The sequence below is a fragment of the Clostridium sp. C2-6-12 genome (assembly GCF_009928485.1).
Classification (GTDB): Bacteria; Bacillota; Clostridia; order Clostridiales; family Clostridiaceae; genus Clostridium.
This window is the reverse complement of record NZ_JAABNP010000010.1, coordinates 76,444-95,551: the sequence shown is the minus strand read 5'-3', so window position 1 is coordinate 95,551 and position 19,108 is coordinate 76,444. Positions and strand designations below refer to the sequence as shown.

Annotated in this window: 15 protein-coding genes; 12 read left to right on the top strand and 3 right to left on the bottom strand. The window is 28.6% G+C overall.

Annotation, left to right across the window (positions count from 1 at the left end):
* Positions 1-25 precede the first annotated feature (25 nt).
* Positions 26-577: a manganese efflux pump gene (locus tag GXK56_RS10350; protein ID WP_160687386.1), complete on the bottom strand. Its 552-nt coding sequence runs from the start codon at positions 575-577 to the stop codon at positions 26-28.
* A gap of 220 nt (positions 578-797) precedes the next feature.
* On the opposite strand from GXK56_RS10350, the gene GXK56_RS10345 reads away from it, so the two are divergent.
* Positions 798-2,012: a 6-phosphofructokinase gene (locus GXK56_RS10345; RefSeq protein WP_160687385.1), complete on the top strand. Its 1,215-nt coding sequence runs from the start codon at positions 798-800 to the stop codon at positions 2,010-2,012.
* A gap of 166 nt (positions 2,013-2,178) precedes the next feature.
* Here the strand turns inward: GXK56_RS10345 and GXK56_RS10340 are convergent, their stop codons facing one another.
* On the bottom strand, positions 2,179-3,486 hold the full coding sequence (locus GXK56_RS10340) for an aminotransferase class V-fold PLP-dependent enzyme (protein WP_160687384.1): 1,308 nt from the start codon (positions 3,484-3,486) through the stop codon (positions 2,179-2,181).
* Between the two features lie 258 nt (positions 3,487-3,744).
* Positions 3,745-4,359 (bottom strand): TetR/AcrR family transcriptional regulator, encoded by a 615-nt coding sequence (locus GXK56_RS10335; protein ID WP_160687383.1) that lies wholly within the window; start codon positions 4,357-4,359, stop codon positions 3,745-3,747.
* Positions 4,360-4,759: 400 nt separating this feature from the next.
* Between GXK56_RS10335 and GXK56_RS10330 the strand changes: the two genes are divergently transcribed.
* From GXK56_RS10330 to GXK56_RS10280, 11 genes are all read left to right on the top strand, one after another.
* Positions 4,760-6,682, top strand: coding sequence for an ABC-F family ATP-binding cassette domain-containing protein (locus GXK56_RS10330; RefSeq protein WP_160687382.1), 1,923 nt, complete (start codon positions 4,760-4,762; stop codon positions 6,680-6,682).
* A gap of 337 nt (positions 6,683-7,019) precedes the next feature.
* Entirely contained in the window at positions 7,020-7,724 is a 705-nt protein-coding gene (locus GXK56_RS10325) for a response regulator transcription factor (protein ID WP_160687381.1), read from the top strand.
* Positions 7,714-9,219 carry a HAMP domain-containing sensor histidine kinase gene (locus GXK56_RS10320; protein ID WP_202127857.1) on the top strand — a complete coding sequence of 502 codons (1,506 nt, stop codon included), beginning with the start codon at positions 7,714-7,716 and terminating at the stop codon, positions 9,217-9,219. The genes GXK56_RS10325 and GXK56_RS10320 overlap by 11 nt, the downstream gene beginning before the upstream one ends.
* A 78-nt stretch (positions 9,220-9,297) precedes the next feature.
* Entirely contained in the window at positions 9,298-10,239 is a 942-nt protein-coding gene (locus GXK56_RS10315) for a glycoside hydrolase family 25 protein (protein WP_160687380.1), read from the top strand.
* Between the two features lie 205 nt (positions 10,240-10,444).
* Entirely contained in the window at positions 10,445-11,965 is a 1,521-nt protein-coding gene (locus GXK56_RS10310; protein WP_160687379.1) for a VanW family protein, read from the top strand.
* 219 nt (positions 11,966-12,184) lie between these two features.
* Positions 12,185-12,646, top strand: a complete 462-nt coding sequence (locus GXK56_RS10305; RefSeq protein ID WP_160687378.1) for a tRNA (cytidine(34)-2'-O)-methyltransferase — start codon at positions 12,185-12,187, stop codon at positions 12,644-12,646.
* Between the two features lie 20 nt (positions 12,647-12,666).
* Positions 12,667-13,503 (top strand): DegV family protein, encoded by an 837-nt coding sequence (locus tag GXK56_RS10300; protein ID WP_160687377.1) that lies wholly within the window; start codon positions 12,667-12,669, stop codon positions 13,501-13,503.
* Positions 13,504-13,944: 441 nt separating this feature from the next.
* Positions 13,945-15,336 carry an RNA polymerase factor sigma-54 gene (rpoN, locus tag GXK56_RS10295; protein WP_160687376.1) on the top strand — a complete coding sequence of 464 codons (1,392 nt, stop codon included), beginning with the start codon at positions 13,945-13,947 and terminating at the stop codon, positions 15,334-15,336.
* A 293-nt stretch (positions 15,337-15,629) separates the two neighbouring features.
* Positions 15,630-16,691, top strand: coding sequence for a sugar-binding domain-containing protein (locus GXK56_RS10290; protein WP_160687375.1), 1,062 nt, complete (start codon positions 15,630-15,632; stop codon positions 16,689-16,691).
* A gap of 72 nt (positions 16,692-16,763) precedes the next feature.
* Positions 16,764-17,765, top strand: a complete 1,002-nt coding sequence (gap, locus tag GXK56_RS10285) for a type I glyceraldehyde-3-phosphate dehydrogenase (protein ID WP_160687374.1) — start codon at positions 16,764-16,766, stop codon at positions 17,763-17,765.
* Between the two features lie 131 nt (positions 17,766-17,896).
* On the top strand, positions 17,897-19,072 hold the full coding sequence (locus GXK56_RS10280; protein ID WP_160687373.1) for a phosphoglycerate kinase: 1,176 nt from the start codon (positions 17,897-17,899) through the stop codon (positions 19,070-19,072).
* Positions 19,073-19,108: the final 36 nt, after the last annotated feature.

Sequence of the window (19,108 nt, the reverse complement as noted above, 5' to 3'; positions counted from 1 at the left end):
ATTATATCATACATCCATAAGCTCATTAAAAAAATATCATTTTTAAACCAAAAAAAATCAGAATAAAACCAGCTAAAAAATTTGAGTATTCAGTTACAAATTTTATCTTCTTTATATATTTACAGAGAATAAAACCTAAGGTGCAGATAAATAGAGTTATAAGCCCAACTAAAATAGAATTAATGCAAAGCAATAATTTATAAGAAATTTCATGGAATACGGTAAAACCAATTACCAGTGCATCTATGCTGACTGAGATTCCAAGAATAAGACAAGTACTGTTTTTTATTAAAATTTCATTTTCTTTTTCTTTAAAGCTGTCTATTATGATAAGTATTCCCACAATTGAAATAATAATTCCACCAGCAATAGAAGATATACTTGCAATGTAGGTATCAAACAAATATCCTAAAATTCCTCCTGCATATGTAAATAAAAACTGAAAAAATGCAAAAGATAATATAAATTTTATCTTATGTTTTTTATTAAGAATTGGATTTATTCCAATTCCCAAGGTTACTCCAAAGGCATCCATAGCTAGTGCAATTCCTATTATTACAACATCATATATATTCATTTCAGTACCTCTCTAAACAATAAATTTGTGTATATAAAAATATATTTCTGTTAGAAGAGGGTTATACTACATTAAAAAAGTTTTTATTAATACACATAAAAATTAAAAAAAGTCTTTATTAAATACTTTTTTTAGTGTATATTATTAAATAGTGTATTACTAATAAGAAAAAGTATATCATATTTAATGAGTTTAGTGTAGCAAACAAGGAGGGAATTTCATGTCTAATTGTATAATAGCTCAATCTGGTGGTCCAACATCAGTTATTAATTCGAGTGTAGTAGGATTAATACATGCTAATAAAGAACTAAAAACTTTTGAAAAAGTATATGGTGGTTTAAATGGGATTGAGGGAATATTAAATAAAAATATAATTGATTTATCATCAGTTTCTGATGAAGAAATTAACAACTTTAGGTTTACACCATCTTCAGGACTAGGGTCTTGCAGATATAAATTAAAAGATATAGATTCGTGTAGTGAAGAATATGAAAAACTAATAAGTATTCTTAAAGAATATGATATAAAAACATTTTTTTATGTCGGTGGAAATGATTCAATGGATACTATTGCAAAGCTTTCTAGATATGCAAAACATAATAATATAGATATAACATTTATGGGAATTCCTAAAACTATAGATAATGATTTAAAATTTACTGATCATACTCCTGGTTTTGGAAGTGCAGCAAAGTTTATAGGAACAACAGCGCTAGAAACTTACTTAGATGCATCAGTATATATTAATAATGGTATATTCATCCTAGAAACTATGGGAAGAGATACTGGATGGCTTGCGGCTTCAGCATGTATTGCGAAATTAGATAATAAACCTGTTGCTGACTTTATATATCTTCCAGAAGCAACATTTGATAAAGATAAGTTTTTAAAAGATGTTAAAGAAAAATTTGAAGAACAAAATAAAGTTTTCATAATAGTCTCTGAAGGAATAAGAGATAAAGAAGGAAAATTTGTCTCTGAGTTTGAGTGCGTATCTCAAGATACATTCGGACATGCTCAATTAGGAGGGGTTTCAAATTATTTAAGGATGCTAATTCTTGAACAAGGATTTACAACTAGAGTAAAAGCATTAGAACTTGGAATTCTTCAACGTTGTGCAATGCATTGTGCTTCGGATACAGATTTAACAGAAGCATACGAAGCAGGAAAAATGGCCTTAAGATATGCAGCAGAAGGTGAAACAGGGAAAATGGTATGTATTATTAGAAAATGTAATGAGCCTTATGATGCTGAATATTCTTTAATTGAAGCAGATAAGGTAGCTAATAATGTAAGATATTTTCCTACAGAATGGATTAATTCAGAAGGTAATTTTGTCAATGAAAAAGCTCATTCTTATTTCGAACCATTAATAAAGGATATGCCAAAATTAAATTTTGAAGGAAATCTTCCTAAATTTAAAGTATTTAACTAAAGAGTATAAATTAGTATTTGATTAATCAATAAATAAATTGCCTAATATGTTTTCAAATAAAAATATGGGATGTATATAATAAGAATTAAATATTCAAATTATATACATCCCATAAAATTATGATTAAATAATATTGTCCTATCCATTGTTAGGCCTGAAATATAAATTACAAATTCATTTTACCAAGACAGATATCTTCTATAATATTTAAGAATATATTCACCTCATCAAGTGAATTATACAAGGCAAAGCTTACTCTTACCATACCTAACATCTTTTTTTCAGGGTTTGTGAGAAACTCTTTTGCTTCAGCTTCAGTAGCATTCATAAGTCTTCTGCAATAGGGATGAGCACAAAACCAACCGTGTCTTACAGAAATTCCTTTTTTATTTGCTAGAATTTGAGCAACATCATGATGATACATATTTTCTATATTGAAAGTTGTAATTCCTAATCTGTCTTCAAAATTTTCAGCGTCACCATAATTAATTATTTTAGGAATGCTTTTTAATCCCTGTATTATATGAGTTAAAAGAATATTTTCATGTTTTTCTATATAATCATATCCAACAGCATTTATAACTCTTAAAGAATTAACCAAAGCCATTACTCCTAAAAAATTTTGGGTTCCAGCTTCATTTTTTTCAGGTGGAGGAAGATAGGTGAGTTCATTATCAAGTACTAAATCAACAGTTCCACCACCAAAATAATCTGGATCAACATCTATAAAATCTTCTTTTAAACCTATTATTACACCAACCCCAAAAGGAGAATAAATTTTATGAGATGAAAATACTAAAAAATCTATTTGTTCATCCTCTGATTTTCCACTAATATCTACTTTTCTGTGAGGTACAAGCTGTGCACCATCTATAATTAATTTACAGTTATATTTATGAACTATTCTTGCTATAAGATGAATGTCATTTATATAACCTGTTACATTAGAGGCTCCAGTAAGAGATACATATTTAATTTTACCGTAATTTTCTTTTAATTTTTTCTCTAAGTCTTCTATTATTAGTCTACCATTTTCATCTACATCAATATATTCTACTTTTCCCCTGTTTCTCCAGGGTAAATCATTTGAGTGATGCTCCATTCTTGAAGTCAAAACAATATCGTCTTGTTTTTTAATAAGAGTTTTTGCTAATTTATTTATGCCTTCAGTAGTATTGTTGACATAAATAACAACGTATTTTTCTACATCCTTTATATTGAAAAAATTCATCAAAAAAATTTTGGATTCTTTATATAAATTAGTTGTAATTTCTGCTTTTTGGCCAGTACCCCTTCCTATGGATGCATAAGTATTGCTTAATTTTTTTATATATTCAATACTTGACTTAATAGGCGGAGTAGTAGCAGCATTATCAAAGTTTATTGTATTTACGCGGTGTCCATCAGAAGTAAAAACTTTTTCATCTAATCCAATAAATAGATCTTTGATGTCCTTTTTATTTTTTATCTTCATATGCATCTCCTCCAATATATATTATTCTAAGAACATATTTAGTGTGAATCAGTCAGCAATTATATTCTTACCTAATTAAACTTGTACTATATATTTATGTTTTATATTATTTAGGGGAAACAAGAAAAATAATATTATATATTGGAATAATAATTAATAAGCACATGAAAATATAAAGCACCTAAGAGATTTTAAGTAATGTGTAAATAAAAATCTTTTAGGTGCTAATTTATAATAAAAAGTATATTTTGAGATATTTTAAACTGTTATCATAGCTAAAATCTTTTTAAATAATACTGGTTTTATACTGTCTATGTCAGTAGGTTCTTTTAAGATTATAGTTGTAAAACAAATACTTCCTACAAGTTCGATAATCATAAATAAAGTCATTTCAGCTTCTTCTTTTTTCATACCTTCATTAGTTAAGTTTTTTATGAATATATCTAAAACTCTTTTTACATCATCATATTCAGCAGGAGTCATTATTGCTTTTCTGTATAACCCCCAAGATATATTTTTATTTATAAGTTTTAATAGTGATACATTATCCTTTAAATAGTTTATTATGTAATCTATAAAAAATAAAGTTCTTTCTTTAAAATCTTCGCTTCCTAAGCTGTTTGTCTTGAATAAACCTTCTTTAATTATTTCATTGCTCTTTTGAAGAATTAACTTATTTAAAATATCATATTTATCACTAAAATATAAATAAAAAGTGCCTTTTGCAACACCAGCATTTTTTGCAATATCGTCAATTGAAGTTTTTTCTATTCCTTGCTCAAGAAACAAATCAAAGGCTGATGAAAATAATTCCTTTTCCTTTAGTTGTTTTTTCTTTTTGGCAAAACTAATTTTATCATTATTTAAAATCATTTCTTTCCTCCTGATAATACTATAATTTAATTATAAATCAAAATAAAAAATAATCCAAATTTTATCTATTAGCATATAATTAATAGGCTAGTGACTTTAAATAAAATTATTATTTAATCAAAAGCTTCAAAGGCAATAAAAAGGTGCAGAACTATATAGGTAAGGTTAAATTGCTATAAACCATATTAAATAGTATAATTATTTTAGAATTTCAGAGAATCCATACATATAAAAATGTGTATATTAAAAATAATCACGAAATTGTTAAGTGTAAGACTGAACTTTTTTAGTGCATGATAAATTAATAAGGGATAGAAATATTATTTAAACATGAAAGAAGGATATCTTTATGTTGAAAAATGATGTTTGGGTTTTCAGTTAAACTACTGGAGGATAAAAAATGATAGTCTTAAGTTGTAAAAACATATGTAAAAGTTATGGAATAAATACTATTTTAAAGGATATAACATTTTCAATTAATGAGGGAGACAAAGTTGGAATAATTGGTTCAAATGGTGAAGGAAAAACAACCTTGTTTAAGATACTTTCAAAAGAAATTTCCCAAGATGATGGAGAAATTTTTATAGATAGAAATAAATCTTTAGGATATCTTGCTCAGCACTTAGCCTTAGAATCAACTAATACTATTTATGATGAAATGTTGCTTGTATTTCAAGATCTTATAAATTTGGAAAAGAAGATTTTAGAGCTAGAAGTAAAGATGAATGAACCCTATGATGAAAATAATGCTGCTTATCATGAAAAGATCATAAAAGATTATGGTACAGCCCAGGATTTATATCAAAACAGAGGCGGATATACTTACAAGGGTGAAATATCACGTGTAATTAAGGGTCTTGGCTTTGTAGAAGAGGATTTTAATAAATTAATTTCTACATTAAGCGGAGGTCAAAAAACTAGAGTTGCACTTTGTAAGTTATTACTTTTAAATCCTGATATTTTATTACTTGATGAGCCTACAAACCACTTGGATTTAGAAGCTATAGAATGGCTTGAAGAATATTTAAAAACTTATAAAGGAACTGTAATAGTAATTTCCCATGATAGATTTTTCTTAGATTCAGTAACAACAGCTACTTTTCAAGTTATAAATGGACATGTGAATTGCTATAATGCTTTTTATACTAAAGCTTTAGATCTAATGAAAAAAGATCAAGAAGCAAAATTAAAAGCTTACAATCTTCAACAAGCAGAGATAAAAAGGCAAGAAGCTATAATAGAAAAATTTAGATCTTTTAATAGAGAAAAAAGTATAAAAGCGGCTGAAAGTAGAGAGAAAGCACTTGATAAAATTGAAATTTTAGATGCGCCTGATAAAGAAAAAAGTGCATCTAAAATTAAATTTGAAGCATCAGTTAAAAGTGGATATGATGTGTTGCATATTGAAAAATTGGCTAAGAGTTATGGAGAGAAAAAATTATTTTCTGATTTATCCTTTGACTTAAAGAGGGGAGAAAAAATAGCATTAATAGGTGAAAATGGGCGTGGTAAAACAACATTATTTAATATAATAATGGATAAAATCAAGAGTGATTCTGGTGTAAAGGTGCTTGGAGTAAATGTTAATGTTGGATATTATGATCAAGAGCAATCAAATCTTAATTTAGATAAAACAATATTGGATGAAGTATGGGATGATTTTCCGGAATTAACCACAAGTCAATTAAGAGGATATTTAGGGTCTTTTTTATTTAGAGGTGATGATGTCTTCAAAGAAATAAATAAACTTAGCGGTGGAGAAAAGTGCAGAATAAATTTATTGAAATTAATGTTATCTCAATCAAATCTCCTTCTTTTAGACGAACCTACAAATCATCTTGATATTCCATCAAGAGAAGCACTTGAAGAAGCAATATTAAGCTATGATGGTACTTTGATCGTAATTTCCCATGATAGATATTTTTTAAATAAAGTGATTAACAGAATATTAGAATTGCAGGAAGATGGTGCAAGCGAATATCTAGGTAATTACACTTATTATATGGAAAAGAAAAAGAATCCGCAAAGATTCGAAACTTATGAAAGTTTGGCAACAGGAAAAACTAAAACTCAGTTAAATGAAGAAAAGAAAAAGAAAAAAGCTTTAGATAAAGAAGCTAAAGCGAAACAAAATGAAATTAAGGAAATAGAAAATAGGATAAGCAAAAGCGAAGAAATGCTTCAAAAATTGCAAGAGGATCTTTGCAGAGAAGAGATTTATTCCAATCCAGCGGAAAGTGAAAGAGTAAATAAGGAAATAAAAGCTCTTGAAGAAAATATAGAAAAACTTTATGAAGAATGGGAAGAAGCTTCAATTAGTTAATAATTTGTAAGTTAGAAATTATGATTTGAATGAAGAAATTCCAAATAGAAAGTTCATGTTTCCTAACGTAAAATTTGAACTCTCACTTTTACTTCAGAATTTTTTAATTAGATTTATTGTATATAAGATTATGGAATTGGTTATTCTATAATCTTATATTTTTGAAGATTTATATAATAAGAAAACGTGGATTAAGTTTTCAGAGATAAGGTAAAACATACTTGGTAATATAATTTAGAAAATATTAAGAACTGTTAGTAAATTTATTAAGGTATTTCAGTTAAAATAAATTTATAGTAGAATTTAATCAGAATAAATTTTAGAGGAGATGACTTTTTTGGAAAAGGGAACTATTTTAATTGTTGATGATGAAAAGGAAATAAGAGATTTAGTTGATATATATCTTAAAGGTGATGGATACAATACTATAAAGGCTTGTGATGGATTAGAATCTATTGAAATTATTCAAAAGAATGAAGTAGATTTAATAATTTTAGATGTAATGATGCCTAATCTAAATGGAATAGAAACATGTTTAAAAATAAGAGAAATGAAGGAAATGCCTATTATAATGTTATCTGCTAAAAGTGAAGATATTGATAAGATTTTAGGACTTAATATGGGAGCAGATGATTATTTAACAAAGCCATTTAATCCATTAGAACTTGTTGCAAGAGTAAAATCTCAGCTTAGAAGATTTTATAAGTTTGGAAAAAAAGCAGAAGTATCAGAAGAAAATAATAATGTAATACACATAGATGATTTGACAATAAATTTGGAAACTCACGAAGTTACTTTGGGCGATAATTTGTTAAAATTAACACCTACTGAATTTGATATTTTATCACTACTTGCAAAAAGTAGGGGGAAAGTTTTTTCTATAGAAAATATTTATGAAAGTGTTTGGAATCAAGAATTCATGACTTCAGATAATACTGTAATGGTTCATATAAGAAAAATAAGAGAAAAAATAGAGGAGGATCCAAGAAATCCTAGATTTATAAAAACAGTTTGGGGGGTAGGATACAAAATTGAAAAGTAACAACGGAAAAAATAAGGTTAATTTAAGTAAAAAAATTAGCTCGCCAATATTAATGTTTATTGAGGATTTTGTCAGTTATGTAAAAGAGAAAATTGAAAAGAGTATTAGATTTGAACTTATGATGGTTATTGGAATATGCTTTCTGATATCATTTATCTTTTATAGTTTTACCAATAATATTTTAAAACGAGAATATAATGAACCACAAATCAAGTATGATTATGATTCAAGTGAAAGAGTAGCTGGTGATTTAGCAAAGCAAATTGAATCAGAAAAAAACTTGTCAATAAAGGATAAAGATAAAATACAAAAGATTTTATCCAGTGTATCAAATGGTGAAAAAAGTTATATAACTGATTTGGATGGGAAAATATTATATAAGACTTCAAATGTTGTTGAAGAAAATATAGATATATATAGTGCACTAAAAAGTGCTATGACAAATGCTGACTATGAGAAAGTTAGTGTTGCTAAGGAAAAAAACTATATAATGCCGTTAAAGATAGGAGAAGAGAGAATTTATTTAATATATTCCAAGATTCCTGAAGCAACTATAACATATAATGTTGTTAATACTTCGAATTCTTCTTTAGCATTACTTCTTACTGTTATAGTTTTTATTGTTTCCTTTGTCGTTATAACTAATAGTAAAATGAAATATTTAGATGAAATTGCAACAGGTCTTAAGATAATAGCAAGTGGAAATCTAAATTACAGAATTAAGGAAAAAGGAACAGATGAAATTAAGAATATTGCTTATAATATAAATTATATGGCTAAAGAAATAGGGCAGAAAATTAATGCTGAAAGAGATGCAGAAAAAACAAAGACAGATTTAATAACTAATGTGTCTCATGATCTAAGGACGCCTTTAACTTCTGTAATGGGGTATTTGGGGCTTGTAATTCAGCATAGATATAAAGATGAAGAGGAAATGAAAGAATATTTAAATATAGCCTTTAGTAAAGCAGAAAGATTGAAACTACTGATTGAAGACTTATTTGAATATACAAAGCTAAATAATAATGGAATTACTCTAAATAAAACTAAGATTAATTTAGCAGAATTTTTATCCCAATTAATAGAAGAATTAACACCAATGCTTGATGAAAATAATTTGACGGTTTATAAAAAATTCGAATCGGAGAAAATATCTGTTGTAATAGATACATTAAAAATGTTGAGAGTCTTTGAAAATCTAATAACTAATGCAATAAAATACTCATATAAACCAGGTGAAATATTAATTGGATTATATGAAAAAGATAATACTGCTATTGTGGTATTTAGAAATAAAGGAGATCATTTATCAAAAGAAAAAACAGAAAAGCTATTTGATAGATTTTATAGATTGGATGAATCAAGAAATACTAATACAGGTGGTTCAGGTCTTGGACTTGCAATTTCTAAAAATATAGTTGAATTACATGAAGGTAAGATATGGGCTGAATCAATAGGGGACAATATAAGCTTTTATGTACAATTAAACCTATAATTAATTTATTAATTATAGGTACTTTTTTTTATATAATTTAATATTTATATTAGAGAAGTATTTTTATTTGGAGGAAATATGCAAGACAAAAATCCTAACAGTCGTTTTGGAGTAGATATAAATGAGTATACTCAAAGTGTTCAATTTGATGTTTTAGCAACGAAAGTAGATTTCTTGTATTTAAGAGCTTCTGGTTCTGCAACAGGAAGATTTAGATTAGATAGAAAATTTGTAGAATTTGCAGCAGCCAGCAGAAATTATGGAATTCCAGTAGGAGCATATCACTTTTCGTTACCATCCTATGATTTAACTGATGCGGATAGACAATGTGATGATTTTATTGATGCATTGCAGCAAGGTTTTGGGAAAAATGATTATGGAGATTTATTTCCAGTTATAGATGTAGAAGCACCATTAGATAAATCAATACCTACAAGAGTATTGATTGACTGGATTGATAGATTTAGAAAAAGGTTTGAAAGAAAAACACGAAGAAGGCTAATGATTTATACAGGTACAAATTTTATAGAACTATACGATAACTTTTATATAGCAGGGCGTGGATATCCACTAAAAGATATGCCGCTATGGATAGCTATGTATACCAAAATTCCTATTAATCCTAAATTTCCGCCTAATGTTGGGGGATGGACAAGGTGGAGGATTTGGCAATATAGTGAAGATCAAATAGTTCAAGGTGTTGGAAATCCTGTAGATGCAAACTGGGGACCAAACAACATAGATTTACTTACTCAACCAGATGTTGTAACTGGATTAGAAGCTAGATTCCAAGACGGAAGTATATATGTATCTTGGAATAAAAACAAAGATGCAGATTTATTAGGATATAATATATTTTTAAATAAAGAATGGGTTGGTACAGTAGACGAAAATGCGACAAATTATCTAATATCTAAAAATAAAATTAAATTAGCAAAGAATGTACCTGTGGAAGTTTCAATTGAAGCCTTTGATTACGATGGAGAAACTTCGAAAACACGAGCAAAAGTAAATTTATAAAAATAGGACTCAAATCATATTCCAACTTTGTATAATATAATGTAGTATCATATAATAGTTGGAATATGATATAATGGAAATATTGATGACAATTTAGGAATAATGTAAATTATAATCAATATAGTGTCTAAAAGGAATAATATTATACTATATATAAGAATTTTAGATTGCCGAAATACAAAATTTTTTGAAAGGAGAAGAACGAGTGGAAAAAGGTACTGGAAAAAGAAAACTAGCAGCTAGAAAAGCTGCTAACAAACGAAAGAAAATCACTTTAGCTGTATCAGCGTTCATAGTAATAACTATTGCATCTATGATTGCATATTCAGTATCAATAAAGGGTATAACTAAAGAGTGGGATGATAAAATATATCCAGGGGTAACTGTACAAGATGTAAATCTTGGAGGCATGACTAAAGAAGAAGCTACAAATAAGCTTGCTGAAAGCTTTACTGATGCTATCGGTAAGAAAAAATTACCTATATCAATAGGGGACAAGCAATACGAACTTATTTATTCAGATATAATGCCTAAATATGATATAGATACAACAGTAGAAAAAGCTTACAGTTTTGGAAGAGATGACGGAACTTTTAAAAAGTATAGGACTATAAAAAATGGGGAGAATAATAAGAATATAATACCCTTAGATTTTTCTTATAATGAAGAAAAGTTAAAAGAATATGAGGTGAAATTGCAAAAAGAGGTTGCTCAAGCTGCAAAAGATGCTTCGATTAGTATAAATGGAAATAATATTTCAATTAAGCCAGAAATAGAAGGAAAAACAGTAAATTTAGAAACATTAGATCAAAAACTTAAAGAAAATATAAATGGTGATGTTAATTCTGATAATAAACTAACATTAGATGTAGAAACAACTAAGCCAAGAGTTACAAAAGAAGCTTTATCAAAAATTAAAGGAATAATGGGTACTTTTTCAACAAATTATTCTACATCAGCACCAGGAAGATGTAATAACATAGAAATAGCAACAAAAGCATTAGATGGCACTATAATTATGCCAGGAGAGACTTTTAGTTTCAATGATGTTGTAGGTCCTAGAACAGTAGAAAGAGGTTACCAAGAAGCAGGAACATATGTAGGAAATAAAGTAGAACCAGGTATTGGCGGAGGAATTTGTCAGGTATCAACAACTCTTTATAGAGCAGCAATGAAGGCGAATTTAAGATCTGCAGAAAGAACAAACCATTCAATGGTAGTTGGTTATGCACAGCCAGGTCTTGATGCAACAGTTTCATATGGATATTTAGATTATAAGTTCAAAAATGTTTATGATTTTCCAATTTACATTAAAGGAACAACGGCAGGAAAGGTTGTTACTTATACAATATATGGTGATCCTACTGCATTAAATGGGAAAACATATGATATGGCAAATGAAATACTTGAAACTATACCTCCAGAAACTAAAGTAGTACCCGATAATACTTTACCAGTAGGGAAAGAAGAAAAAGATGGGAATGGAATGACAGGGTATAAAGCAAGATCATATCAGATTACGTATGAAAATGGAGTGGAAGTAAAGAGAGAGATTGTAGCAACAGATAGTTATGCAAGTGTTGGAATTATAGTTAGACAAGGAACCCAATCTGCTACACCATCAACTACAACGCCTGAGCAAACTCCGACAATAGTGCCACCAGTTACTGCAGCATCTAAACCAGCAGTTACTCCGCCACCAGTAAAACAATCACCAGTTCAATAAAGAATAAATTTAACTAAAAATTAAATGATTATATATATCATAAAAGCATATTTTCTTTAAGAAGGTTATAGTATCAATTAAAGAAAATATGCTTTGAATTTCCAATCAATTAAATATTTACTATACTCAAGAGTCAATATTTTTGACTTGTTCTGAACCATATAGTATAATTTTAGAATGTAAGCAGACAATTTTTATGAAATAGGAGAAGGTGGAGTTTTGAATTTAAATATAGTATTATATAACCCTGAAATCCCTCAAAATACTGGGAATATTGCGAGAACTTGCGTTCTTACAGATAGTAAATTGCATTTAATAAAGCCATTGGGTTTTGATATAAATGAAAAGCAGGTGAAAAGAGCTGGCTTAGATTATTGGAAGGATTTGAACCTAGAAATACATGAAAGCTATGAAGATTTTATGAAAAAATATGGTGATAAGAAAATCTATTTAGCAACAACACATGGTGGAACACACTTTGATGAAATTTCATTTGAATCTGGAGATTTTATAATGTTTGGAAGAGAAACAAGCGGAGTTCCAGAGGAAGTTCATAATCAACATACCGGACTTAGAGTTCCTATGGTAAAAACAAGTACTAGAAGTTTAAATTTATCAAATACAGTTGCAATAGTCGCTTATGAAGCTTTAAGACAAATAGGATTTCCTAATATGAAATAAATGAAGAGGAATGAAGATATATGGAAAAGATTAAAATCATAACGGATAGTACTGCTGATTTATCCAAAGAAATATATGATAAATATGATGTAGTAGTTTTACCGCTATTAATAAATTTTGGTGAAGAGAGCTATTTGGATGGAGTTGAAATAAATTCAGATAAAGTATTTGAAAGAATAGAAAAGGAAAATATATTGCCAACTACAGCTCAGGTAACACCAAATAGATTTGTTGAGGCATATAAAAAATATTTAAGTGAAGGATATAAAATCATATCAATTCATATGTCTTCGGTAATGAGTGGAACATATCAATCAGCATGTATTGCAAAAGAAATGTTAGAGACTGAAGATATAGTTGTAATTGATTCTCAAAATGTTACAGCTGCACTTGGAATGTTAGTTTTGAAAGCAGCAAAGCTTAGAGAAGATGGTTATGATATTTTGAAAATGGAAGAAGTATTAAATACTGTGAAGGACAAAATAAAGCTTTCAGTTTATTTTGAATCATTAGAATATCTTGTTAGAGGTGGTAGAATTTCTAAAACTGCTGGAATAGTTGGAAGCATGCTTGGAATAAAGTTGGTACTTGAAATAAAAGATGGCCTTATGGCTGTAAAAGATAAAATTAGAGGAAATAAAAAAGCAATTAAAAAAATTATCAGTGATTTAGAAGCAGTTTCTTTGGACGAAGAAGTTCCAGTTATATTAATTAATGTACACAACATAGAAGTTAAAGAAGCACTTAAAGAGTATCTAGAGACTAATAATGTTAATTACGTAGAATGTCCAGTTGGATCATCTGTAAGTATACATTCAGGTCCTGGATGTTGTGGTCTTGTATTTTTAACAAAATAGTACATGATAATATGTGAGTAGGAATTATTAATATAATATTATGTTAATATGTAACTATATACAATTTTTTAATTATTGATAAGGAATTTTTTGATTAAGATATAAAATAAAGACATGCTTTAATATTTATTAATTATTATAAATATTAAGGCATATTTTTATACAAATAAAAAAGTATAGGAACAAATATGTAATTTGGGTTAGGTGTAAGGCATAGGTTATGGTGGGAAATAATATATTAAAAACTATTGCTTATATTTGTTGTGGACTTGCAATAATTACATATTACAGAGTATACTAATATATAAAGATTTATAAATTATGTATATCAAAAAATATTTTATATAAAATTGATTAATTCCGATTTTATTTATGTAGGTAAATAACACTGATGAATACGTTTAACCGATGAATAAATACAAAAAGTACAGGAGGATAGTTATGAAGTTAGATTATAGCATGAATATGACGCAGGAACAAAGGCTCATACTAACTCAAAATATGCAACAATCTATAAAGCTTTTGCAAATGTCCCTTCATGATTTAAGAGAATATATTGATAAGGAATATTCGGAAAATCCGGTTTTGGAAGTAAATGAGGAAATACAATCATATGAAGATACTTCTAATACCGAGGAAATTAGCGCTGGTGATAAATATGATTATAAAAATATGATTGAAGAGTTATATTCTGATAATTATAAAGAAAAATTAGAATCAAATTATTCAAGTGATGAAACCGCTTCACCACTAAATTTTATTGAAAAGAAAATATCTTTAAAAGATTATTTGCAAGAGCAATTAGTTGAGATTAATATAGACCAATATACTTTAAGCATATGTAAGTATATAGTTGAGTCTCTAGATTATAGAGGGTATCTAGAAATTTCAATAAAAGAATTATCAGATGAACTAAATTTACCAGAAGATGTTGTAGAAAACGCTTTGAAAGTAGTTCAATCATTAGAACCTTATGGAATAGGTGCAAGAAACATTAAGGAATGCTTAATAATACAAAGTATAAAATTAAACATTTTAGATGACACAATAGAAAATATAATATTAAATCATTTAGAAAATATAGCAGAAAATAAATATGAGGCAGTTGGTAAAGCACTTGGAATATCTCCAAGGGAAGCTCAAAGATATGGTGATTTAATTAAAAAATTAGAACCAAAGCCATCAAGAGGATTTTATACTGGTGAGGAAGTTAATTATATAATTCCAGATGCTGAAATAAAAAATATAGATGGTGAATTCTTTATTATAATGAATGAAGGAGTTTTGCCTAAACTTATGATAAATAAAACATATAAGGATGTTTTAAAAAATAATGATGATTCTGAAACAAATGCTTATGTTAAAGATAAAATTAATCAAGCAATGTTTTTAATTAAATCTATAGAACAGAGAAAAAATACTTTATATAAGGTTTTAGAATGTTTAGTAGACAGGCAAAAAGAATTTTTTAAGTTTGGAAAGCAGCATATAAAACCATTAACTTTAAAAGAGGTAGCTGAAATAATCAAAGTTCATGAATCTACTGTAAGCAGGGCAGTTAAAGATAAATATGTACTAACAAGTTTTGGAACTATAAAAATTAAAGATTTGTTTGCAAGTGGAGTATCTTCAAGTGATGAAGATATGGCAACTGTGAAAATTAAAAATGAGATAAAGAAAATAATAAGTGAGGAAAATAAAGGGAAACCACTTTCAGATCAGGTTATAAGTGATAAATTAGCAGAAAAAAATATGAATATTTCTCGTAGAACAGTTGCAAAATATAGAGAAGAATTAGGAATTAAGTCTTCTTCTATGAGAAAAAGGTTGTAATACAATGAATAAATACACAAAGTTGATGATGTGCAGTATAAATTTAATAAATGGTCTTGAAAATTAAATCAAGAAACTGATAAAAGTTTAAATATAATCTGTGCATTATCAATTTTATGTGGCAAATTTGGAGTTATAATCTATTGTATAGAATTACAAAAAAGTTTGCTAATAATTAATTTTACTAGGTTATTTTTGTTTTTTTTGAAATAATATAAAAAAAATTTACCTAAAGGGTTTAAAAATTTTAAAAGGTGTTTTATAATAATAGCTGTGGGACATAATAAAAAGATATGGGACGTTTAGTGACCAAAGGAGTGTTTAAGTTGCAGGAAATATTAGAGTTGCAAAAAAAAATAGTTCCTGAGCTTGTAAATACGTTGGAAAAAAGGTATAACGTACTCAGAACAATCTGTCATAATCAACCTATAGGGAGAAGAGTTCTTGCTGAAATGCTTAATACTGGTGAAAGAACAGTAAGGACAGAAATAGGTTTTTTAAAGGATCAAGGATTGATTGAGATAAATGCTTCTGGAATGACAGTTACAAGTGAGGGAATAGAACTTATATATAAATTAAATGATTTTATTCACGAAATAAAAGGTCTTTCCGAAGTTGAAAAGAAAATAGAAACTCTTCTTAACTTGAAAAAGGTAATCGTAGTCCCAGGTGATATTGAAGAGAATCCTTTAGTATTAAAGGATTTAGGTAAAGCATGCGCCAATTATGTAAAAGATGTTTTAGAAGATAATTCTATTATAGCTTTAACTGGTGGAAGTACTTTAAAAGAGGTTGTAGAAGCTTTTCCTAAAATAACAAATTTATCAAAAATCCAAGTAGTACCAGCAAGAGGTGGTATGGGCAAGAAAGTAGAAACTCAGGCCAATACTTTAGCAGCTACACTAGCTCAAAAACTCAATGGTACATATAAAATGCTTCATATTTCTGAAAACTTAAGTTTAGATATTTTAGATACTTTACTTAAGGAAGAAGCTGTTAAGGCAGTAATTGATACAATCCATAAAGCAGATATTTTGATTTATGGTATAGGTAATGCTGTTCAAATGGCCAAGAAAAGAGGAGTTCCTCAGGCTGAAATTGATAATTTAATTAATAAAGGTGCTGTTGGAGAAGCATTTGGATGTTATTTTAACAAAGACTCAGAAATAATCTCTGAAACTACTGCTGTTGGAATTAAAATTAACGAAGCAAGAAAAATAAAAACACATATTGCAGTAGCGGGTGGGCACAATAAAATTGAGTCTATAATATCAACTGAATTTAATGACATAAATGGAATATTAGTTACAGATGAAGCAACAGCTCATGGAATGCTAGAAAGACTAGAAAAGTAAATTCGGTTATTAAAGTTGTTTGTAAAATTTATTTTTATAAAAAAAGAAAAACATATTAGGAGGTAATTGTAAATGGTAAACGTAGCAATTAATGGTTTTGGAAGAATAGGGAGATTAGCTTTAAGATTAATGATCAACAACCCTGAATTTAATGTGGTTGCAATCAATGACTTAACAGATGCTAAAATGTTAGCTCACTTATTCAAATATGATTCAGCTCAAGGTAAATTCGATGGAGAAATCGAAGTTAAAGAAGGAGCTTTCGTAGTAAACGGAAAGGAAATCAAAGTTACTGCTGATTCTAACCCAGCAAACTTACCATGGGGAGCTTTAAACGTAGATATCGTTTTAGAATGTACTGGATTCTTTGCTTCAAAGGCAAAAGCTTCAGCTCATATCGAAGCAGGTGCTAAGAAAGTTGTTATTTCAGCTCCAGCTGGAAATGACCTTCCAACAGTAGTTTACAATGTAAACCACGACATCTTAAAGGCAGATGATACAGTTATTTCAGGTGCTTCATGTACTACTAACTGTTTAGCTCCATTTGCTAAAGTATTAAGTGATAAATTTGGATTAACAAAAGGTTTCATGACTACAATCCACTCTTACACTAATGACCAAAATACTTTAGATGCTCCACACAGAAATGGTGACTTAAGAAGAGCTAGAGCTGCTGCAGCTTCAATCATCCCTAACTCAACTGGTGCTGCTAAAGCTATCGGTTTAGTTATCCCAGAATTATCTGGTAAATTAGATGGAGGAGCTCAAAGAGTTCCAACAATCACTGGTTCATTAACTGAATTAGTTTGTACTTTAGACAAGAAAGTAACTGCAGAAGAAATTAATGCTGCTATGAAAGCTGCTGCAACTGAATCTTTCGGATACACTGAAGATCCAATAGTTTCTTGTGATATTATCGGAAGCAGCTTCGGATCATTATTCGATGCTACACAAACTAAGGTTATGGAAGTTAATGGAGAACAATTAGTTAAAGTTGCTTCTTGGTATGATAACGAAATGTCATACACTAACCAATTAATCAGAACTTTAGGATACTTCGCTAACTTAAAGTAATTTGAATTGATCTAATTTAAACATAACGCGCAAATTTATGTTGAAATGAATAAGTCTGGTTTTGTAGTATAAGGCTATAAAGCCAGACTATTTTAAAATATTTGAAAAAATAAATTATGAGGTGAATTTTAATGGATTTCAATAAGAAAACAATTGAAGATATTGATGTAAACGGAAAAAAAGTTTTAGTTAGATGTGACTTTAACGTACCATTAAAAGATGGTGTTATAACTGATGAAAACAGATTAGTAGGAGCTCTTCCAACTATAAAATATTTAGTAGAACACAATGCAAAGGTTATTCTTTGCTCACATTTAGGAAAAGATGCTTCAAAATCATTAGCACCAGTTGCTGTAAGATTAACAGAAATGCTTGGTAAAGAAGTTGTTTTTGCAAGAGATGAAGAAGTTGTTGGTGAAAACGCTAAAAAGGCTGTTTCTGAAATGAAAGATGGAGACATCGTATTATTAGAAAACACTAGATGTAGAAAAGAAGAATCAAAGAACATTCCTGAATTCTCTAAAGAATTAGCTTCATTAGCTGATGTATTTGTTAATGATGCATTTGGAACAGCTCACAGGGCTCACTGTTCAACAGTTGGTGTAACTGATTATTTAGATACAGCTGTATGCGGATATTTAATTCAAAAAGAATTAAAATTCTTAGGAAATGCTGTTGAAAATCCAGAAAGACCATTTGTTGCTATCTTAGGTGGTGCTAAGGTTTCTGATAAGATTGCTGTTATTAACAATCTTTTAGATAAAGTTAACACTATCATCATTGGTGGTGGAATGGCTTATACATTCTTAAAAGCTCAAGGATATGAAATTGGAACTTCATTAGTTGAAGAAGATAGACTTGACTATGCTAAAGAAATGATAGCTAAAGCTGAAGAAAAAGGTGTTAGATTCTTATTACCAGTAGATCACAGAGTTGCTGCTGAATTTAAAGATGTTGAAGCAACAGTTACAGAAGATCAAAATATTCCTGCTGGAAACATGGGATTAGATATTGGACCAAAGACAGATGTTTTATATGCTGAAGCTATTAAAGATGCTAAGACTGTAATTTGGAATGGACCAATGGGTGTATTCGAATTCGAAAACTACAATAAAGGAACAATAGCAGTAGCTAAAGCTATGGCTGATGCAGATGCAACTACTATAATAGGTGGTGGAGATTCAGCTGCAGCTGTTAATATTTTAGGATTTGGAGATAAGATGACTCACATCTCAACTGGTGGTGGAGCATCATTAGAATTCTTAGAAGGTAAAGTATTACCAGGAATTGCTGCTTTAAATAACTAATTTTAATATAAAGTATAAGGATAATTTATATCATAT